Annotated in this window: 21 protein-coding genes and 3 pseudogenes; 21 read left to right on the top strand and 3 right to left on the bottom strand. The window is 37.5% G+C overall.

Going from position 1 to position 19,627, the window contains the following annotated elements; genetic code table 11:
* Window positions 1–256 precede the first annotated feature (256 nt).
* Complete coding sequence (locus BTR25_RS24095) at window positions 257–676, bottom strand: low temperature requirement protein A (RefSeq protein ID WP_075690529.1); 420 nt, start codon at window positions 674–676, stop codon at window positions 257–259.
* A gap of 236 nt (window positions 677–912) precedes the next feature.
* Here BTR25_RS24095 and BTR25_RS24090 point away from each other — a divergent pair, with 236 nt between their 5' ends.
* The 5 genes and pseudogenes from BTR25_RS24090 (at window position 913) to BTR25_RS28315 (ending at window position 3,955) form a co-directional block, all read left to right on the top strand.
* Entirely contained in the window at window positions 913–1,344 is a 432-nt protein-coding gene (locus BTR25_RS24090) for an organic hydroperoxide resistance protein (protein ID WP_075690528.1), read from the top strand.
* A gap of 136 nt (window positions 1,345–1,480) precedes the next feature.
* Window positions 1,481–2,104 (top strand): NAD(P)H:quinone oxidoreductase, encoded by a 624-nt coding sequence (gene wrbA / locus BTR25_RS24085; RefSeq protein ID WP_075690527.1) that lies wholly within the window; start codon window positions 1,481–1,483, stop codon window positions 2,102–2,104.
* Between the two features lie 130 nt (window positions 2,105–2,234).
* Window positions 2,235–2,723: a hypothetical protein gene (locus BTR25_RS24080; RefSeq protein WP_083652546.1), complete on the top strand. Its 489-nt coding sequence runs from the start codon at window positions 2,235–2,237 to the stop codon at window positions 2,721–2,723.
* 41 nt (window positions 2,724–2,764) lie between these two features.
* Window positions 2,765–3,250, top strand: a complete 486-nt coding sequence (locus tag BTR25_RS24075) for a hypothetical protein (RefSeq protein ID WP_075690526.1) — start codon at window positions 2,765–2,767, stop codon at window positions 3,248–3,250.
* Between the two features lie 286 nt (window positions 3,251–3,536).
* Window positions 3,537–3,955, top strand: a pseudogene (locus tag BTR25_RS28315) (GNAT family N-acetyltransferase).
* Between the two features lie 86 nt (window positions 3,956–4,041).
* On the opposite strand, the pseudogene BTR25_RS24065 reads toward BTR25_RS28315, so the two are convergent.
* Window positions 4,042–4,190 (bottom strand): annotated as a pseudogene (locus BTR25_RS24065) (tyrosine-type recombinase/integrase); the annotation flags it as partial.
* A gap of 155 nt (window positions 4,191–4,345) precedes the next feature.
* Window positions 4,346–4,653: pseudogene (arr, locus tag BTR25_RS24060) on the bottom strand (NAD(+)--rifampin ADP-ribosyltransferase); the annotation flags it as partial.
* Between the two features lie 738 nt (window positions 4,654–5,391).
* Here arr and BTR25_RS24055 point away from each other — a divergent pair.
* From BTR25_RS24055 to BTR25_RS23980, 16 genes are all read left to right on the top strand, one after another.
* The gene (locus tag BTR25_RS24055) at window positions 5,392–6,573 is read left to right on the top strand and encodes a response regulator transcription factor (protein WP_075690525.1); all 1,182 of its coding nucleotides are present in this window, start codon (window positions 5,392–5,394) and stop codon (window positions 6,571–6,573) included.
* A 296-nt stretch (window positions 6,574–6,869) separates the two neighbouring features.
* Window positions 6,870–7,106 carry a biotin/lipoyl-containing protein gene (locus tag BTR25_RS24050; RefSeq protein ID WP_075690524.1) on the top strand — a complete coding sequence of 79 codons (237 nt, stop codon included), beginning with the start codon at window positions 6,870–6,872 and terminating at the stop codon, window positions 7,104–7,106.
* Window positions 7,107–7,231: 125 nt separating this feature from the next.
* Window positions 7,232–8,275: a zinc-dependent alcohol dehydrogenase gene (locus BTR25_RS24045; protein WP_075690523.1), complete on the top strand. Its 1,044-nt coding sequence runs from the start codon at window positions 7,232–7,234 to the stop codon at window positions 8,273–8,275.
* An 80-nt stretch (window positions 8,276–8,355) separates the two neighbouring features.
* A complete protein-coding gene (locus BTR25_RS24040; protein WP_075690522.1) occupies window positions 8,356–9,336 on the top strand; it encodes a thiamine pyrophosphate-dependent dehydrogenase E1 component subunit alpha in 981 nt (326 codons plus the stop codon).
* The gene (locus BTR25_RS24035) at window positions 9,329–10,309 is read left to right on the top strand and encodes an alpha-ketoacid dehydrogenase subunit beta (RefSeq protein ID WP_139311327.1); all 981 of its coding nucleotides are present in this window, start codon (window positions 9,329–9,331) and stop codon (window positions 10,307–10,309) included. The genes BTR25_RS24040 and BTR25_RS24035 overlap by 8 nt, the downstream gene beginning before the upstream one ends.
* A gap of 139 nt (window positions 10,310–10,448) precedes the next feature.
* On the top strand, window positions 10,449–11,177 hold the full coding sequence (locus BTR25_RS24030; RefSeq protein WP_075690521.1) for a 2-oxo acid dehydrogenase subunit E2: 729 nt from the start codon (window positions 10,449–10,451) through the stop codon (window positions 11,175–11,177).
* A 91-nt stretch (window positions 11,178–11,268) separates the two neighbouring features.
* Window positions 11,269–11,631, top strand: coding sequence for a Lin0512 family protein (locus tag BTR25_RS24025; RefSeq protein WP_075690520.1), 363 nt, complete (start codon window positions 11,269–11,271; stop codon window positions 11,629–11,631).
* Between the two features lie 17 nt (window positions 11,632–11,648).
* Window positions 11,649–12,653 (top strand): NAD(+)/NADH kinase, encoded by a 1,005-nt coding sequence (locus tag BTR25_RS24020; RefSeq protein ID WP_075690519.1) that lies wholly within the window; start codon window positions 11,649–11,651, stop codon window positions 12,651–12,653.
* A 90-nt stretch (window positions 12,654–12,743) separates the two neighbouring features.
* A complete protein-coding gene (locus tag BTR25_RS24015) occupies window positions 12,744–14,045 on the top strand; it encodes an ABC transporter substrate-binding protein (protein ID WP_075690518.1) in 1,302 nt (433 codons plus the stop codon).
* A gap of 115 nt (window positions 14,046–14,160) precedes the next feature.
* The gene (locus BTR25_RS24010; RefSeq protein WP_075690517.1) at window positions 14,161–15,033 is read left to right on the top strand and encodes a branched-chain amino acid ABC transporter permease; all 873 of its coding nucleotides are present in this window, start codon (window positions 14,161–14,163) and stop codon (window positions 15,031–15,033) included.
* On the top strand, window positions 15,026–16,003 hold the full coding sequence (locus tag BTR25_RS24005; RefSeq protein ID WP_075690516.1) for a branched-chain amino acid ABC transporter permease: 978 nt from the start codon (window positions 15,026–15,028) through the stop codon (window positions 16,001–16,003). Before BTR25_RS24010 ends, BTR25_RS24005 begins: the two co-directional genes overlap by 8 nt.
* Window positions 15,972–16,739, top strand: coding sequence for an ABC transporter ATP-binding protein (locus BTR25_RS24000; protein WP_075690515.1), 768 nt, complete (start codon window positions 15,972–15,974; stop codon window positions 16,737–16,739). Before BTR25_RS24005 ends, BTR25_RS24000 begins: the two co-directional genes overlap by 32 nt.
* Window positions 16,732–17,436 (top strand): ABC transporter ATP-binding protein, encoded by a 705-nt coding sequence (locus tag BTR25_RS23995; RefSeq protein ID WP_083652543.1) that lies wholly within the window; start codon window positions 16,732–16,734, stop codon window positions 17,434–17,436. The genes BTR25_RS24000 and BTR25_RS23995 overlap by 8 nt, the downstream gene beginning before the upstream one ends.
* A 56-nt stretch (window positions 17,437–17,492) precedes the next feature.
* Window positions 17,493–18,326, top strand: coding sequence for an SDR family NAD(P)-dependent oxidoreductase (locus BTR25_RS23990; RefSeq protein ID WP_075690513.1), 834 nt, complete (start codon window positions 17,493–17,495; stop codon window positions 18,324–18,326).
* A 156-nt stretch (window positions 18,327–18,482) separates the two neighbouring features.
* Complete coding sequence (locus tag BTR25_RS23985) at window positions 18,483–19,262, top strand: MBL fold metallo-hydrolase (RefSeq protein ID WP_075690512.1); 780 nt, start codon at window positions 18,483–18,485, stop codon at window positions 19,260–19,262.
* Between the two features lie 157 nt (window positions 19,263–19,419).
* On the top strand, window positions 19,420–19,627 hold a 208-nt coding region (locus BTR25_RS23980; protein WP_083652542.1), incomplete at its 3' end, for an HTH domain-containing protein.

The following is a 19,627-nucleotide window of genomic DNA, read 5'->3' as shown; positions in this document are numbered from 1 at the left end:
AAAAAAGGAAATATTAATACTTAAGAACAATCCTAAATGAAATATCTTAAGCTTCTCATTTTCATACCGATATTTATGAAAAACAACAGTCGTGGATAAAAAGTAAATAAAAGCTGCACAAAAGATAAAGGTAAGTATGAAATAATAGCTAATTTCTCTACTAAATAAAAGTTGGATAGAAGTTGCAATCATACTTAAAGAAATATAAATGAAGAGATGTCCATAAAGGATAATTTGTCCCGTTGTCTTTACAGATTTATCGATTTTTTTCAAGATTATCAAAATATTGCCACCAAAAGGAAATAATTAATGAAAAAGATAATACAGAGTATCCAATAGCTTTCCAATTTCCAAGCTGGGGATGAAGAACAGATAAAATGCTAATAATTGATTCGCCAAATAATATAAGAGTTAATAGTCCAAAGCTTTCTAATAAATGAGTAGTGTTTACCGGGTGTTTTACTAAATATTTCCTGCCGAATAACGGAATAAAAATATCAACAATAATTCCTAGATAAAGAACAATATACTTAAACCACGAAGAAAAGAATATCGAGCAGGTTGAAATAAAAATACCTATCCAAAACCTAGTTGCTAAATAATGCGCAGCCTTGTTTAGTTCTAACCAGGTTACTTTTTTTCTGCCATACTCCATTTTCTGGATGATATCATACAAAAATATTTTTATTTTTATTATATCCCTTATTCTGAATTAAATTATTTAACTTTAAGGCTCATAGAGAACAGACTAACCTTTTGCAGAAGTTTCAATTAATGATTAATTAATACTTTAAAACTCTAATGAATATTACTTTGTATGCAAAGAGATAATATTTAGGTAAATCTTTTCAAAAAATCGTTGAATTTAGAGAAATAGAGAAGTGCTAGATTTAACAATAAAGGAGATAAACAATGACTAAACAACAACCTTTATTCACATCCTCGGCAACAGCTGTTGGGGGAAGACAAGGAAGAGTTGAATCGTCTGATGGCAATATAAAATTGGATTTAGCAATGCCAGGAACCCCAAGAGCAAAAGAAATACCAAATGCGACAAATCCTGAACAGTTGTTTGCTTGTGGTTACTCTGCTTGTTTTGATGGAGCTTTGCAGCACATAGCAAGGCAAGAACGTGTCAAATTCGAATCACAAGTAACCGCAAATGTCAGTTTCTTAAAAGATGAAGGTGATCAAGGGTTCAAAATTGCTGTAACGTTGCAAGTAAAAGGACATGGTATTGAAAAGGCAAGATTAGAAGAGCTTGTACATAAGGCACATGAATTTTGTCCATATTCCAAAGCAACAAGAGGGAATATTGATGTTACTTTGGAAGTTGTTGAATAATAAATATCGATTTGTTATTAACCTATAATTAAAATTCTATTGGAAATAGAGAGAAGGGCAAGTTTGACTATAGATTTGATAATCCAGTATAACTCTTTATAAAAATTTTTCTTTATTGAAAAGGAGAATGGCATTAATGTCAAAGGTGAATCTTGCAATCATATTTTATAGTTCAACAGGTACAAATTATCAATTAACACAGTGGGCATCCGAAGGTGCGAGAGAAGCTGGAGCAGATGTTAAGGTCTTAAAAGTTCCTGAATTAGCTCCACAAGAGGTTATTGATTCAAATCCTGCATGGAAGCATTATTCAGAGGAAGTTGCGGCATGTGTTCCAACTGTTTCACTAGATGATTTAGAATGGGCAGATGCAATTATTTTCAGTGTACCAACTCGATTTGGAAATATGCCTGCTCAAATGAAGCAGTTTTTAGATACAACGGGAGGTCTGTGGTTTAACGGTAAACTGGTGAATAAAGTAGTAAGTGCTATGACTTCTGCTCAAAACTCACATGGAGGTCAAGAGGCAACAATTTTATCATTATATACCACGATGCATCATTGGGGAGCCATTGTTGCAACTCCAGGATATACTGATCCAGTAATATTTGGAGCCGGTGGAAACCCATATGGAACCAGTGTAACTGTTGGTCAAGATGGTAAAATGGTTGAAGACTTTTCAGCAGTTCAAGCTGCCGTAAAACACCAGGCAAAACGGACTGTAACGGTTGCCGAATGGGTAAAAACAGCGAATCAATAAAAGTTCTAGGAGCTAATCGACAAATCGATTAGCTTTTTTGTTTTGGATTCTATATTTTGTTTCCAATATGGGAAATCTAATCTTTGAACGATAGATTAAAAATTTAAATACTATTAAAGGAGAAACCTAAATGTTTAAAAGTAATAAAAAAATGGCATTTTCTTTAGGAATGTTAATTATTCCATGGCTATCGGTACCTTTTCTTGGAAAAAAATCATTTTTCAGGTTTTTACCTGTAGCAAGTTTTACTAATTTGCTTATAAGTGTTTTTAGTGTAGTTGCTAATAAAAGAAAATGGTGGGTAAATAAAAACCCTTTATCTCCCGGTTTGGTTGATTTTACCTATATATTAGGTCCATTTTTTGTAGCTACACTATGGATATTTAAACTGACATACGGCAATTTTATAAAATTTTTTATAACAAATGCAGTATTGGATGTTATTTGTGCTTATCCTTTCGCTGAAATATGGGAAAAAGTTGGAGTATTTAAATTGAAAAAATTAACTCATACGATGTGGTATGTATTTTGTATTTCTTTAGCAGTTATTATTTATGGGTTCCAGAAAGTAGTGGAAAAAACGATAAGGGAACCAAACGGTCCCGCATCAAAATCGTAAGGTAAAGTATCATAAATGCCGATATTAAAGGTTGATATTTAATGAAAAAGACAACTAAGTTGGAAGCAATACTTTGGAGTGTCGCTTTTCCAGGTTTTGGACAAGTTTTAAATGGTCACCTTATAAAAGGAATTATGTTTATCTTTTTAGAATTTATCATTAATGTAAACAGTTCATTTAACCAGGCTATTATGTTTAGTTTTCTAGGAGAGATATCGGAGGCTACTAGAGTGGTGGAACACCAATGGCTTATGTTTTATCCATGTGTTTATATGTTTGCCATGTATGATGCCTATAAATTTGCGGAAGGGAAAAATCCCCGGTTATCGTTTGTCCCATTTGCTTTTGGAGCCTATTTTCTCACAATAGGTCTTATGTATTCACCTATTAAAATTTTTGGCATTTCTTTTGGTCCTATTTGGCTTCCAATGCTGTCTCTTATTCCTGGGTTAGGAATTGGATTTATTATTCGACATATTTTAAATAAAATAGCTTCTAAACCTAACTATAGTGGAAGACCTTCCTAGTATCAAAAAGGAAATAGCGCAATTTACCTTTTTGAAAATCAACAAAAGGATAAATTTTACTATATTTTTTCATTATATGAATCGATAATGGTAGCTACGGCTACCCTTTTTTAGTATGAAAAGGAAAAATTGTGAAATAATGCACTTAAACTATAGGGTGCTTATGTTGAACAAGAACGACGAATACAATAAGCTATTTGCTGCACAGTACAACCTTACTGCACAATAAATATCTTCATCTATTGTTATCAAAGGATGAAATTTATAAGGAGAAAAAATAATGAATATAAAGCTACAAACAAAAAGACTAAAGCTTGTCCCTTGTACTGACGAGTCATTATTAGTTTATTCCACAAAAGAATATGAACTTGGACCTCATATTGGAATGTATCTTGACAATCAAAAAGAAGATTCATCTGTTTTAGGACTAATAAAATAATAGGGGATATTGGTTTTAAAGGTAAGCCCGACGATGAAAAATCAGTTGAAGTTGGTTATGGTATTACAGCTTCAGAACAAAATAAAGGTTATGCAACAGAAGCATTAAATTGTATTGTTAAATGGGCATTTAACTCTAATTCAGTAAAAAAAATAATAGCTGAATGTCTTGAGGAGAACAGCTCTTCAATTAGAGTATTGGAGAAGCTAAATATGACAAAAATCCATAAAGATAAAGGTATGCTTTATTGGCAGTTAAATAAATGATTCTTATTGATCATCAATTTGTTCTGTAACTACAAGGGCATTAGTAAAAAGGCAGCGGAGTATCCGTTGCCTTTTGCCATTCATCTCTAAAAGTATTTTCTATAAAATTCTCTTCTAGGGCTTCCGCTTAACTGAGCATAAATCTAGTAGTCTCGCTTTTTTCGTGACCCAGCAAACTTTGAACAACATCAATGGGAGCTCCGTTGTTTAATAGGTGCGTGGCATAACTAGATCGCTATCTCCATTCCAATATTAATAGAGGAACTATCTGCTCCTGATTATGGAATTGAAACCGTGAGATATTGTGGTAATGGGAGAGATTAGTTGGAGAAGATTGAAGGTAAGTTCACCTATATTGATGAATATTTTTATTAAAAGCAAACATAAGCATATTTTCAAAGGCGATTTTGATCGATAAGAACGTGTAGGGTTTCCAGGGAATTTTTTGTCCGTTAGTTTGGATCATTTTCAAAATCACCTAATGGCTTTACAATGTAAATTCTTTCTTTAGATGTAGATGTTGCTAATTCAGCCCCCCATTTAGCAGCATCTAATGTTGCAGTGAAATAGATATAGTTAGATTTCTTGTCCTGGTAATTTGATAAGTGTCCCGGTTCTAAAAGATCTCCAATTTTTAGTTCTGTTTTCGTACCATCAAAGAATGGACCATTATCTAAGACATCATTTTTGTTCATCATACTGTCATCTATTTTCCAGAAAAGCACTACCCGAAGGTAATTGGTCTTCATCACATTTATGAAAATCTTTTTTTCTATTTTTCAAAGGTAATTGGTCTTCATCACTTTTATGAAGACCTTTTTCTCCGTTTTTCCAATGTGATATGGTCTTTATCCACATATTTAGAATACCCGTCAATTTGCGGTGAGTTTTTGCGTTTTAATATTCCAATAAATGGGCTTTTCTTCTTCTTAATCACGTTATAATGGTGGAAATATTGTTGTATACAGATGAGGGCACGATGTATAATTATGATATGTGCTAATAGTGAGTCAACTAGTGTTTATTCATTGATCAAGTGGTAGTCTCGGAATGTAGAACTTTTAAAACGTTCAATATGAAACACAAGCTATAAAGATACAATGGAAGATTTTTTGGACAGGCAATCTAAGTGAGGTAATAGATTTTCCAGCTCTGAATGCTGTACATATTCTTGTGTCTAGATAGCCCAGATCATCTGTGTATTTTACTAAACTCTAACTTCTCTATCTCATCTCAACAAAATCAAGATATAATCCATAATTTATCCGAGAAAATAATCCACGAAATATTGAAAGCCAAAATTGAATGCAGTTTCAATGTGGGTGTTCTTGACTTGCATTCTGCTAGAATTGGTTTAAAAATCTTATCAATTACAAAGAAAAAGATTTAATAGCTAAACGAATGAATGTAGAAGGAATTCAGAGGAGGAGAAAGCTATGAGTATGCCTGTAGAAAATTATAAGAAAATAGAGAATTTTCTCTATGAAATAACTTCAACTTTGACTTTTTCTCCTGTTTCTGTGGTTAAACTGATTTCCAAGCACTTCAATATTAATAATGTAGGTTTTGTTAATTATGTAGATCAATATCAAGCCAGTACTTTTTACGAAGGTTTAAATACCCTTCGTCGTCAGACAAACTCTATTAGAAATTTCAAGGAGTTGGCAATGGTATATCAAGATTTAGAAAGTGAAGTAGAATATCTAAAAAGTTACTATAATAAATATCACCATGAAGATTTTATGGAACCTTCCAATATCCCCCTTGAGTTAAGGGGAAAGGAAATCCTCCGTGCTTCGGATATGCCTGAAGATTTATATATAGGTACTGATTATTATCATTATCTCAATTCACTCGGTTTATATTACTTTATGTCAGTATATTTATACAAAGGCACATCCTGTATCGGTAGGATTGGTCTTCTGCGCAATAAAGAGGAAGGCAACTTTACGGACGATGAACTAGAAATGTTCTCGATTATTAGTAAGCATTTATCACAAAAACTTGTTTTGGCCTTAGAGTTTAATAAAACGTCTCAACATTATCAGTTGTTAAATGCCACTACTGATAATATAAATTGTGGCGTTATCATTCTAGACAATAAATATGACCAAGTCTACTCAAATCCCGCTGCAAATCAAATTGCTAAAGAAATCATCGAATCAAAAAATTACTATTTGTCTGATAGCATTCATATCGGTGGTATTGAACCGTTGGAATTTTTCTGCAAACAAATCATAAATGACTATCAACTCGACCATTCCTCCCACCAAGAGTTCAGTTTTTCCAATTTAAAATACTCCTGTAACATAACACCGATCATTTTTTCAATAAAAGATAATGAGTCAACAACCTACTATGTTATTTATATCAATAAACATATTAAATCTACGGACCATTCTTTCTTTCAGTATGGAAAAGAATTTAAGCTCACACCCCGAGAAGTTGAGGTTTTAGAGTTATTACACAAAGGATACAATAATTCTCAGATTGCAAGTTCATTGGTATTAAGTGTTCATACAGTAAAAAAACATGTTTCAAATCTCTATAACAAATTGGAGGTGACTGATCGGCTAACCCTACTCTCAAAGATCAATAAGAAACGGGAGGAACATTAAAGAGAAAAAAACTAAGTGGAGTTGATATTCCTAAGCATTCGTTGCTGTTGCGACGAGTGCTTTTTTCTTTCCTCTTATCTAAGCCTACGATCGTTAGAGGTAAGTAGCATTCCTCAATCGTGCTAATACAAGAGGATTAGAAATGGATTAACTAGTATCCTAAAACTACTTACTTTAGAGTGATATATATGGGAAACAGTAGCAGGAAAAGATACATATGTAGTGTAGTATATTTTAAATATTTTAAATTGTATGATTATTATGCAAATAATAAGTCCTGTAAAGAGGTGGTCAGAGTGTACGAGGTGAAAATGCCGAAATTCGGAGCAACCATGAGAAGTGGTGAAGTAGACATATGGTTTGTCAAGGAAGGTGATAAGGTTTCCAAAGGTGATCAACTATGTGAAATTTCTTCCGATAAGATTACGAATGTTTTAGAAAGTTACGTGGAAGGAACGGTGGAAACAATTATGCTAGAAGAAGGGGAGGAAGCTGATATTGGTGTGGTTATTGCCGTAATTAAGCCCGATTAATTATGGTAGTTTTTCCAGAATATTGTAAGCGTTTACTTTAGTGGGTTCTATAAAAACCATCAGTCATTACGATCATATCCATTTTGATAGAATCAAAAAGCTTAAAGTAAGGGAGTGTAAATAAATTGGAGGCACTAGTTTTAGAAGGCAAAAGAAATATTGTGCTACGTGAAATTGAGACTCCAAAAGCCAATGGGCATGATGTCATTATCAAAGTTGAAAAATGCGGGATTTGCGGTGGGGACTTTCATTTCCTCTACGATAGCGGGGATTCCTTAAAGGGCTTAGTCATGGGACACGAATTTTCTGGCACTGTGGTTGATCCTGGAGCGAATACGGAGCTCAGCGTTGGTGACCGGGTAACCGCATCCCCAGAGAATTCATGTGGAACATGTTCGTTGTGTAAAATGGGAAATCAAAATGCCTGTGCTAAGAACTTTTCCGCAGGCTTTGGATTAAGCGTAGGTTATAGAGGAGCTTACGCAGAATATGCGGCAGTAAGACCGGATATGGTGATGAAAATTCCGGAATCTTTGAGCTTTACAGAGGCAGCTTTGGTAGAACCAGCCGCAGTGGGTCTGCATGCAGTCAATAGGGGTAAGGTTGGGGTTGGAGATAAAGTGTTAATCATCGGTGCCGGCATCATTGGCTTGGCTTGTGCAACATTTGCTCGCCTTGCTGGTGCTTCCTATGTAGCTCTTCTTGAAACGAATATGAGTAAGGCGAACAATGCTCTAAATTTTGGTGATGTAGATAAGATTTTTGATGCAAAAGAAGAAGATTCTATTCAAAAAGCGATTGATTCCAATGGCGGTGTTGGTTTTGATAAGGTATTTGAATGCTCAGGCGCTGAAGCGGGAATGGTATCTGCTCTAAGAGTAACCAAGCCAAAAGGCACGATCATTGTCGTCGGTGCAGCTGCACAAAACATTTCTATTCCTTTATACCTATCAATTTTTGGAGAATTTGATATTAAACCAACGTATGCCTATACTGCTGCCGAATTTAAAACGGCTATGAACTTTATCTCAAGTGGTGCGGTTGATGTGAAAAAATACGCAACAAAGGAAGTAAAAATGGTCGATGTTCCTAAAGTGTTTGATGATTTAGTTAACGGTAGATTAGAAAATCCAAAAGTGATTATCGACGTTGCAAATTCTGGTAACTAAGTGTTAGTTGATTTTACTAGAATGGGTCTAAGGCTAACAGTAACTGGGACTTAGATGAAAAAAATAGAGGAGGGATTGTAATGTCATATACAAAAGAAGAGTACTTGGAAATTTACAAAATGCTTTCATTTTCAAGATTGTTTGGAGAAATTACCGTTGAATATGTAATGAAAGGGATTTTACCCGGTTTCCATCACCCAGGTTTAGGTGAGGAAGCTTTGATGGTAGGTATATTCTCGGAATTAGGTACTGATGACTGGATCGTGCCTCAACACAGATGCCGACCGATGATGGCTTGGAAGTTAGGCAAACGTGAATATGTAAAGGAGATTCTTGGAAGGAAGGGTGGCATAAACGGAGGGATGTCAGGGGATAGTCATTTCTTCGTTCCTGAAAAGAAAGTTGGTCCTTATGACGGACTATTGGGACAGGCGCAAGCATTGGCCGCTGGAGTAGCATTGAATTATAAAATGAATAAAACGAATGGCTGCGTGGTCATTGGTGCAGGTGATGGCACCATGAATGAAGGAGTTGTCGCAGAGGCATTAAATATCATTGCTGCATGGAAACTTCCTGTAGTTTGGTACATCCAAAATAATGGTTACGGTATGTCCATGAAACCAGAGGAAGCTACAGGCTTGAGAGATCTGTCCCAAAGAGGAGAGGGCTTTGGTTTGTTATCATCCACCTATGATGGGGTAGATGTCTTCTTGGTAAAAGAAGTAATGAGAGAAGCGATGGCAAGAGCACGAAAAGGAGAGCCTTCTCTCGTTGAGTTTAGAACTACAAGATGGACAGGTCATTTTATCGGTGATCCAACCGTATATCGTGATCAAACTGAAGTAGCGGTAGCTAAAGCCAATAGAGATCCAATTAAGTGGAATAGGAACTTCATGCTTGCCCATAATCTCGCATCGGAAGACCAGTTAAACTTGATCGATGAAGAGCTAAGGAAGGAAGTTTACTCAATCTTTGATGATTCTCTTGAGGCCCCTATAAAATCAAGAGCTGATGTATCAGATCTTAGTAAAGTATTTGCTGGAGGTGATTTCCATGAGTAAGAAAATAACAATTTCTCAAGCAATTAACCAAGCAATGTGTGAAGAAATGTCCCAGGATGAAAATATTTACCTTATGGGTCAAGATGTTGGTAAATATGGGGGTTGTTTTGGTGTAAGTATTGGAATGTACGATAAATTCGGGCCAGAAAGAGTCATTGATACACCTATTTCAGAGGCAGTAGTTTGTGCAATGGGAGTGGGATCGGCTATGACTGGTAAGCGTCCTATCATAGAACTTATGTTTGCCGATTTCGTTTCCTTAGCCTTTCATTCGATTGTCATGCAAGCTGCCAAGATGTGTTATGTAGCAGATGGTAAGGCATCCGTTCCAATTGTTTTCCGGGCACCTCAAGGTGTAGGTGTCAGTGGTGGAATCCATCACTCCAATAACGTGGAAGCATGGTTAATGAATGTACCTGGACTGATTGTTGTATCTCCATCCACTCCTGCCGATGCCAAAGGATTAATGAAGGCAGCACTCCGGAGCAATGATCCCGTGGTATTTTTAGAGCACAAAGCACAATACGGCCAGAAAGGGCAAGTTCCTGCTGCTGACTACATCACTCCTCTTGGAAAAGCTGACGTGGTCAAAGAAGGAACAGATGTTACAGTAATTGCTAGTCAGTTAATGAGAAATTTTGCTGAGGAAGCAATTAAGGAGATTGAAAAAGAAGGGATCAGTGTTGAACTGATTGACCCAAGAACGATTCGTCCTTTTGATAAGGAAGCTTTCTGCAATTCTGCCAAGAAAACGGGCAGAGTGATTATTGTCAATGAGCATCCTGTCTTAGGAGGGGTCGGTGGAGAATATGCCGCCGCCATTCAGGAAGAATGCTTTAGCTACTTAAAAGCACCAGTTCGCAGAGTGGGGCAATTAGAGACGAGTATACCTTGGGGTCCTGATGAAGAAATGTATGTAGTCCCGAGTAAAGAAACCATTGTATCTGCAATTAAAAATATCATGAATCAATAACATATATATAGCCGACCTACTAAGWCTCAGATACGTAAAAATTATACGAATTGTTTGAGTAGGGCGGCTTATTGTAATTGTAACCTAGTAATTTTCTTGAAAGTCTTAAGTTTTACAGTATTTACGTGGAGGACTAATTATGGAGAACAGTATTACAAACAAAGGAATGAATGGGAGTAAGGTAATCAAAAATACCCTACCTTTGACGGGTATCCGGAAAAAAACAGCCTTAATCATGGAAGAAAGCTTACGACGATCACCACAGGCCTCAGCATTTATCCAAATAGATATGACAGAACTTAATGCACTGAAAGAGAAATTTATGGAAAAGGGCTTAAAGATAAGCTTTACTGAAATGTTTATAAAAATTGTAGCACATCTTTTAGAAGAACATCCCCTCATGAATTCAGCCAGAATGGAAAAAAAAATAGAATTATATGAATCAATCAATATCGGTTTTGGTGTATCCGCACCAGATTATTCCTTAATTGTACCGGTTATCAAAGATGCCAACAAAAAAACGATGTTGGAGATATCTGCAGAGGTTAAGGAAAAGATTCAAAAAGTCAATGATGGGACATTGACCATGGAGGAAATAGCGGATGGAACATATACCATCTCTAGTTTAGGGATGCTTGATGTGGATGGTTTTACACCGATTTTAAATCCTCCCCAATCAGCTTTACTTGCCATAGGAACTACTAGGAAGGTGCCTGTGGTAGATGAAGCTGACAACATTGTTGTTAGACCAATGGCCTATTTTTCTTCAACCATCGATCACGCAGTAGTAAATGGTGTTCCTCATTGCAAATTTTTAGAAGCTCTAAGAGATGGAATAACCCACCCATCAAAATACATCAATCTGTAAGTCAATATACGAGATGATCCCAAGTGTACCTTATGTTACAGGTAAATGGTAAAAGTTAATCTTCGGGTTTCTCCCTAGGAGGGTTAAGTTGATGTACAAACGTTATATTGTTGAGCTAGGGACAGGTGTAGATTTGCACGGAATAGATGTGAACAAGGCTGCTAAAAAGGCTGTTAATGATGCTGTGTCACATGGATGCCTATGTGGTTTGGTAGAAATTCTTAGTATCACGGATACAAATAAAAGTATCAAGATTGATGTACTGATTGCTTCTCCATATCCCGAGAGGATTGATACTGAAGAAATTAAAAGGGAGATCCCTTTTGGCAAAGTCAATATTGAAGTGAAAAACGGTGGTTTAGAGGTAAAAGGAGTTTCTGAGGAATCTTTTGGACCTGGAGATAAGATTGTTATGGTGAATGCCTCTCTTACCGTAAATGTAGACGTAGATTAGGAAAAGGGAGTAATTGAATGAATGCTATAGGTTTTATCGCTAATCCATCCTCTGGAAAAGATATTCGTAGATTAATTGCTTATGGATCCTCTTCAGACAACTCAGAAAAAGTAAACCTGATCCGTAGAGTACTTATGGGTTTAGTGACTGCAGGGATTCGTAAAGTGTATTATATGCCTGATTATTTTAATATTGTTGGGACTGCTGTGGAAGGTATGTATCATGAACATAAAGAGTTAATTTCCAACATGGAAATTTCTAGCCTTGAAATGCCGATGACCGGTACGGAAGAAGATTCCGTTGTAGCAGCCAAAAAGCTTAACGAGCTTGGGGTAAAATGTGTAATCACTTTAGGTGGTGACGGAACCTGTCGTGCGGTGGCGAAAGAAATAGGTGACATTCCCATGATCCCCGTATCAACCGGGACGAATAACGTGTTTCCTGAAAGGCTGGAGGGCACGGTAGTGGGCATGGCTGCAGGAGCCTATGCAACTGGAGCTTTGGACCATATCGAAGACTTAGTTACGCCTTCAAAAAGACTTGATATTTATAAAAATGGTAGATTCTATGATATTGCTTTAATCGATGCAGTGGTTGTAAATGAAATGCATATGGCTTCAAAAGCACTATGGAAAACAGGTACTATGTCACAAATTTTCTTAACCACCTGTAATGCACAATATCTTGGCATAAGCTCGATCGGTGGGCAGTTGGAGGATATCTCAAAATCTGAAGCTAAAGGATTGACTATTACGATTGACCATGAGCAGAAAACCTTTCAGGCTCCTATCGTACCCGGTTTGTTTGTTCCAATAGGGATCAAAGATTATGAGACCATGAACATCGATGAGACAGTTTCAATTTCACAAGTACCTTCTGTCATTGCGGTAGACGGGGAGAGGAATGTTGAGGTGTTTAAGGGAGAGTCGGCATATATAAAGTTAACCTGGAACGGTCCCAAAGTTGTGAATATCCAAAGGGTGCTAGAAGAGTCCAGAAAACAGAGAATATTCTACCTATAAATAATTAGTGTCAATAATCTGAACTTGCATTCTAAGAGGGTGAAAGAAAGGTTAAATTCTTAGTGATTGACTAAAAAGGGGGAAGTAATAATGATGAAAGAAAGCAAAAGGTCTTTTCTATTGATCATCACTATAATGCTAAGTATTAGCCTGGTGTTGGTGGGGTGTGTCAAATCATCTGACACAACTAGCTCCACAAACTCAGAAGGTGATAATGCCTCCTCTACATTCAAGATCGGTGGTCTATTTGGATTAACCGGCGGCCTTGCTCTTCTTAGTACTGCTGACAAACAAGGGACAGAAATGGCCATTGAGGAAATTAATGCTGCTGGCGGACTAAATATTAACGGAAAAAAAGTAAAGGTTGAACTTGTCAGCTATGACCCGGGTGCGGACCCGGCAAAACTAGTTGATTATACCCAGCGTTTGGTTAATGCGGATAAAGTAAACCTAATTGCCGGTCACCTGTATTCTGGAATTCTTGAGGGAGAATTAATGGTTACTGACCCGGCAAAGGTATTAGTTTACAGTTCTATCGCCTCAACTACTCTTTTGTCAACTGGATCAGAGTACGGCATTAATCTAGCTGATACTGGTGAAATCGAAAAGCACGCACTAATACATCTATTGGCCGAAGAACCAGAAGTGCTGGAGAAAGCAGGTTTGGATGCTGATCGGATCAAAAATGTTAAAAGAATCGCAGTGTTTGCAATGGATGAGCCCTATGGAGTGGCAGCCGATGTAGGAACCAAGGAGGCCGCTGAAAAATTTGGCTACGATTATGCAGGAACAGTCATGTTCCCAGCTGGAACCACCGATTTCCTACCATATATTAACAAACTCAAGGCTTTGAAACCTGACATGGTCATACTGAACACCTATTCTAACGATATTATGATTCCTCCCCTAAAGGATATGCTTCAAGTGGGGGGATTGGATTGGACAAAGGGCGAAATTCTCTTGATGGGTAATGACGTCTTGGCAACTCAAGGATTTATCGATGACGCCAAGAAAGAAGGAATTGATCTTAATGGTGCGATAAGCTTCTCTGCCATTCCTGGCACTCCAACCAGTGCAGCACAAGATTTCTATAAGAAAGCTGAGGATAAGTTCGGGCCAACCCCTATGGCAGGCTATATTGCTGCATCCTACGATGCGACAATGTTTGTTCTAAAAGGGATAGAAAAATCTGGGACTATTTCTGATACAGATAAGATGTTGCAGGGCATCAAGAGCAGTTCCTATGATGGTTTGAATTTCACATGGACCGTTAACGATGTAAAGCAGCTTCAACATCCCGAGTTTATCGTACAAATTCAAAATGATAAAGTCGTAGATACAGGCATCACATACGGAGAAGAATTGTATTATGGCAAAGCAATTCAGAAGTAATGGAAGTAAGTAGAGCTATAATTAGCGCTGATTAAATTTGGATAGCCGGTTAACACAAGATGCAAATGGCATATCTTGATTAGTTGGCTGCCGATTTCTTCGAGGGGGGAGTTTGTTGACAGAATTTATACAGTCCGTTATTAACGGCATTAGCATTGGAGCTGCTTATACATTAGTGGGGTTAGGATTAACAGTTATTTACAGCGTATATAGACTGTTAAATTTGGCCCATGGTGAATTTTACATGCTTGGTGCGTACGTTTCATTCTTTACGATGAGCATCTTGGGCTTTCCCTTCTTTGTTGCCGTTATTGCTTCTATGATCATTACCGGTATATTTGGATTGATAGCCGAGTTTTTAGTGTTCCGACGACTGCAACATCACTCTGAGAGTGACCAAGTTGTTGCAACAGTTGGATTGTTTTTTTTCATTGAGAATATTGCTTTATACTTTTTAACCGCCAATTTTCATTCCATTGTTAGCCCGTTTCCAGCTCAGTCCGTGGTCAAGTTTGCAGGACTCTCTATTTCCTCGCACCGACTAATGATCATTATTGTTACATGTATTTTTGTAGTGATGCTTCATTACTTTTTTTCTAGAACGATACTAGGTAAACAAATGCGATCTGTTGCACAAGATCGGGAAACCGCTCAACTGATGGGCATAAATATTAAGTTTATCGGCAAGGTCGCCTTTTTCTTAAGTTGTGCCCTTGCCGCTCTAGCCGGAACGATGATGGGTAGTTTACAACAGGTCAATCCAATAATGGGATTCGCCCCTTTATTAACCGCGCTTATAGTCGTCATTTTAGGTGGTCTAGGGAGTAATATTGGAGCAATAATCGGTGGGCTCATTATCGGTATTACACAATCCTTAGCAGTTACTTATACTTCAGCCATCGTGTCAAATATCGCTGTATATTTAATTCTATTCCTGGTATTAATGATGAAACCAACCGGTTTGTTTGGAGGTAAATTACATGCTTAAACGTACCTTTAAGGCAAAGCTTAGTTGGCTGCTTGCATGCTTTATGATCGTTTTTTTGTTGCCTGTGTTTATTGAAAACGAATTTTATCTACAATTTCTGACCAGCTCCGCGATCATTGCCATTTCGGTAATCGGGTTTGATTTATTAACCGGCTATACCGGTTATGTCTCCTTTGGTCATGCAGGCTTTATGGGTATTGGAGCTTACACATTTGCCTTGCTGGTAGTGAAAGTAGGAATGAACTTTTGGTTCGCCTTGTTACTTGCCGTCATATTTACAGGGTTCATAGCCTATCTAGTAAGTATTCCTACTTTTCGACTAAGTGGGATATACTTTTCGATTGGAACCTTGGCTTTTAGCCAGATTTTCTATGCTATTGTCTATAATTGGACTTCACTAACTGGGGGAGCTTTTGGACTCTCAGGCATCAACACCCCGTTCACGCTGACTGGATATTATTATTTTACCTTTACATCCTTGTTCATCATTGGACTCTTGGTAAACAGAATCGTTAAATCCCCAATTGGAAAAGCACTAGGTTCCATTAAGGAAAACGAGAAATTAGCTAATAGCGTAGGTGTTGATACGATCGGAATAAAACGCTTTACCTTTACTATTTCTGGAATCATTGGTGGTTTTGCCGGGGCTATATTAGTAGGTTTAGTTCAATTTGCTAGCCCAAATTCATTTAACCTTTCCATGTCCCTCGAGTACTTAGTCATTACAGTCGTGGGTGGGGCGGGAACTCTAATTGGGCCGGCAGTAGCTGCATTTGGATTAAACTTATTGGGCCAATATTTAGCTCAATTCCAAGAATTACGTCTGGCGTTATACGGGCTCATTTTAGTATTGGTTATCATGTTTTTGCCAGGTGGAGTGATGGGCAGTATGAAGCGCAAGGTTTGGGCATCAAAACGGAGACAAAGGAGTGAATCTAGTGTCGCTGTTAAAAGTACACAATTTGAGTAAACGTTTTGCAGGCCTTCAAGCAGTCGATGATGTCTCTTTTTCAGTCGACCATAATCAAGTTTTCGGTATTATTGGACCGAATGGAGCAGGTAAGTCCACAACATTTAATCTAATTATGGGAAATGTTATCCCTGATCAAGGCCAAGTCATATTTGATGGTAACGATGTGGTTGGAGAGAAAACCCACAAGATTACGTTAAAAGGTCTTGGCAGGACTTTTCAAGACGCAACATTATTTCCAGGAGCCTCCGTTCTAGACAATATACTCACGGCTAAGTTTGGGCGAATAGCTCCTACATTTGCAGGAACGTTATGGAGGGCATATAAAACACCTGGGATTTTGCAAAAGGAGAAAGAGAAGGCTTTTGAGATTTTAAGATTTGTAGGTTTAGAGAACTATTCAGATGAGCTTGCTTCGAATTTGGACCATGGCCATCAGGGACTTGTTCAGCTGGCGATCGCTTTGGCAACGGAACCAAAACTTCTTATGCTTGATGAGCCTTTAAGGGGTATGAATCCAACGGAAAAAGAACAAGTATCGGATTTGATTATTAAAATTAAAAAGACCGGGATATCCGTATTGATCATTGAGCATGATGTTAAATCAATTATGAAAATCTGTGATAGGATAGCGGTTATTAATTACGGCAAAAAGATTTCAGAGGGATCACCTTTAGAAATCAAATCTGATAAGAGAGTGATTGAAGCGTATCTAGGGAGTGATGAAAGTGCTTAAGTTACAGGATGTGTCGGTTAGGTACGGAGGCTCAACTGCCCTAGAAAGTGTATGCTTGGAGGTTCACGAAGGAGAGATTGTCTCCTTAATAGGCTCGAATGGAGCGGGAAAAAGTACAGTTTTAAAGGCAATTTCTGGTATTGTTAGGCCAACAAAGGGAAGCATTCAGTTTGGTACCACGGAGCTAACCAAACTTCCGGCTAACCAAATTGTTAAACAGGGAATCATTCATGTTCCAGAAGGAAGGAGGATATTCCCTGAACTAACCGTTTATGAAAACCTTGAAATGGGTGCCTCCCTCCGCAGAGACAAGGCAAATGTGAAGAAGGAAATCAATGAGCTCTTTGAAAGGTTTCCTAGGCTTAGGGAGAGATCGAAGCAACCGGGCGGCACGATGAGTGGTGGTGAACAGCAAATGTTGGCTTTAGTCCGTGGTTTGTTAGCAAAGCCACGTCTTCTCATGCTCGATGAACCTTCCTTAGGTATTGCTCCTCTCATAGTTAAGGAGATCATGAGCTTTATAGCGTCACTTAACAAAGAGGGCATGACCATCTTATTGATTGAACAGAATGCGAATATGGCCATTAAGATTTCTAACAGGACCTATGTCCTTGAAACCGGTAGCATCTTTTCACAAGGAAGAAGTGAGGAGATGCTTAAAGATGACAACATAAAAAAAGCATATCTCGGGGCCTAGCATCGAAATAAATTTCCTTTGTAAACAAAAATTCTAAAGATAAGGAGTGATAATGAATGAATATAGGTAGATTTGCTGGAAAAGTAGTCATGGTTACTGGTATTGCCTCTGGAATAGGTAATGGGGTGCTTAAAGCTTTTGCAAACGAAGGGGCAAAAATTATTGGTGGAGATATTAATGAAGAACTCGGCAAAAAGGAAATTGAAAGTTTAATTGCTGAGGGAACTGAAGCCATGTTCTTTAAATTAGATATTACTGATGAGTCACAAATGGAATCCTTTGTTAAAGCAGCTATTGACAGGTTTGGTCGAATTGATGTTTCTTGTAATTGTGCGGGTGCTTCAAGAGCAGCGTATATAACTGATTTTGATTTCAAAGATTTTGAATTTAATCTTCGAACCTGCTTATATAGTACTCTCTTCAACGTAAAATACGTTGGTAGAGAGATGAAGAAGTCAGGTGGCGGTGCAATAGTTAATATTTCATCTGCTAACTCAACAATACCCTATATGGGTTATGCCGGATACTGCAGTGCCAAAGCTGGTGTAGATATACTAACGAAATGTGCGGCTTTAGAGCTTGCTCCTTTTAACATCCGAGTCAATGTAATTTCTCCAGGATTAATTGATACCCCAATGACAAGAGACTTCTTGGGCAACGAGGCAGTCAAAGACGAATATATGGCACATACGCCGGTAGGTCATCCAGGGACTCCTCAAGATATTGCAAATGCAGCACTGTACTTAGCAGATCCAAATAATAAATACGTTACTGGAGTAAGGCTACTAGTTGATGGTGGTCAAGATTTAAAAACGTATCCTGATATTTTTAAGGTTTGGCCTGAACTTGCTGACGCTATTGGTAAGCATGAGGATCAGTTTCAAGGTTAACCTCGAAATAGCGAATGCACTCCGCCCTGCTTTGCAAATTTTTGGACGGCAGGGCGGAAAATATAATAAATTAGTTGCGGATGGCTCGGGATTAGTTGCGGATAGCCGAGATAAGTTGCGGATAGCAGGAAAGAATTACCTTGAAAGGAGAGTTCAGTGGGAAAAGATAAGGTAGAGTGTGCAAACGAAGTTACATATATAGCCAATGCAGGCGTGTTATTGAAACTTCATGACAAAAAAATATTAATCGATGCTTTCAGCAAAAAGGTTGGCCCCTTATTTATGTGTACATCTACTGCTATAAGGGAAGATATGATTCAAGGGGTTCCACCTTTTGATGGGATTGATCTATTACTCATTACACATGAGCATGAAGATCATTTTGATGAGGAGAGTGTAGGTCGGTTTATACAACGTAATCATCAAACAGTTGTGATTTCTAACTCTATGGTAATACCAAGAATCAAGAATTATGTTCAGAATGATATGTATTCCAGATTAATCGAGTTAAATACCAAATTACACCATAGTGAGAGTATATGTGTAAATGGAATCGCTATTGAGGCTATTTCCCTCATACATGATGGGAAGGAATATGAGGATATTCGGAACCTGGCTTATCTTATTCGACATGGGAAGACTATATTGCATTTAGGTGATGCAGCACCTGTAAAGGAAAACTATATCTCACTTAAATTTAAACAGCAGGGCATAGATTTATTGATTGCTAATTTCCCATATATAAATCGATATTGGGGCAGAAAAATAATAATGGATAAGATCAAGCCAAAAAAATTAGCGATTGTACATTTGCCTGAGCAGGAGAAGGACATATATGGTTGGATAAATGCTACTAAAAAGAGTTATGAACGTATAGCGATGGAATTTATTCCAACGGAGTTATTACAGGATGCAGGGATGACAACACCAATTTAGCTAGCTAGCTAGTTCTTTTGTTAGCAACATTGCTCATGACAAAAAGTCTGCAGGTGGCAGTAAAATGTACCCGATAGTGTAGACACTTATAAAAAAGTCTACCTACCGGGTACTTTTTTGTATAATTAAGAAAAATGGGGATTGGGGAACAGCAGAAATGAGTAAAAAAGTATTAGCAGAGAAAGAGATTAAGTTACTTTCAAATAACCCTTATGTTAAGTCAGTTAGTCCAAAGGGGGTTACTTACACCGATGAATTTAAGAATATTTTTATTTCAGAAAATGAAAAGGGAAAATTACCTAGACAGATATTTGAGGAATGTGGATTTGATATTGTTGATATTGATGTTCTAGGAATTGACAGAG

Origin of the sequence: Bacillus sp. MRMR6 (assembly GCF_001940785.1) — a bacterium.
Taxonomy (GTDB): Bacteria; Bacillota; Bacilli; order Bacillales; family Cytobacillaceae; genus Neobacillus.
The sequence above is the reverse complement of the archived record's forward strand: the minus strand, read 5'-3'. Positions and strand labels throughout refer to the sequence as shown.

Bases quoted from the DNA above. Each gene is read 5' to 3' on its own strand.
- BTR25_RS24090 (WP_075690528.1), top strand. From the start codon at position 913: ATGACTAAACAACAACCTTTATTCACATCCTCGGCAACAGCTGTTGGG.
- wrbA (WP_075690527.1), top strand. From the start codon at position 1,481: ATGTCAAAGGTGAATCTTGCAATCATATTTTATAGTTCAACAGGTACA.
- BTR25_RS24080 (WP_083652546.1), top strand. From the start codon at position 2,235: ATGTTTAAAAGTAATAAAAAAATGGCATTTTCTTTAGGAATGTTAATT.
- BTR25_RS24075 (WP_075690526.1), top strand. From the start codon at position 2,765: ATGAAAAAGACAACTAAGTTGGAAGCAATACTTTGGAGTGTCGCTTTT.
- BTR25_RS24055 (WP_075690525.1), top strand. From the start codon at position 5,392: ATGAGTATGCCTGTAGAAAATTATAAGAAAATAGAGAATTTTCTCTAT.
- BTR25_RS24040 (WP_075690522.1), top strand. From the start codon at position 8,356: ATGTCATATACAAAAGAAGAGTACTTGGAAATTTACAAAATGCTTTCA.
- BTR25_RS24035 (WP_139311327.1), top strand. From the start codon at position 9,329: ATGAGTAAGAAAATAACAATTTCTCAAGCAATTAACCAAGCAATGTGT.
- BTR25_RS24030 (WP_075690521.1), top strand. From the start codon at position 10,449: ATGGAGAACAGTATTACAAACAAAGGAATGAATGGGAGTAAGGTAATC.
- BTR25_RS24025 (WP_075690520.1), top strand. From the start codon at position 11,269: ATGTACAAACGTTATATTGTTGAGCTAGGGACAGGTGTAGATTTGCAC.
- BTR25_RS24020 (WP_075690519.1), top strand. From the start codon at position 11,649: ATGAATGCTATAGGTTTTATCGCTAATCCATCCTCTGGAAAAGATATT.
- BTR25_RS24015 (WP_075690518.1), top strand. From the start codon at position 12,744: ATGATGAAAGAAAGCAAAAGGTCTTTTCTATTGATCATCACTATAATG.
- BTR25_RS24005 (WP_075690516.1), top strand. From the start codon at position 15,026: ATGCTTAAACGTACCTTTAAGGCAAAGCTTAGTTGGCTGCTTGCATGC.
- BTR25_RS23990 (WP_075690513.1), top strand. From the start codon at position 17,493: ATGAATATAGGTAGATTTGCTGGAAAAGTAGTCATGGTTACTGGTATT.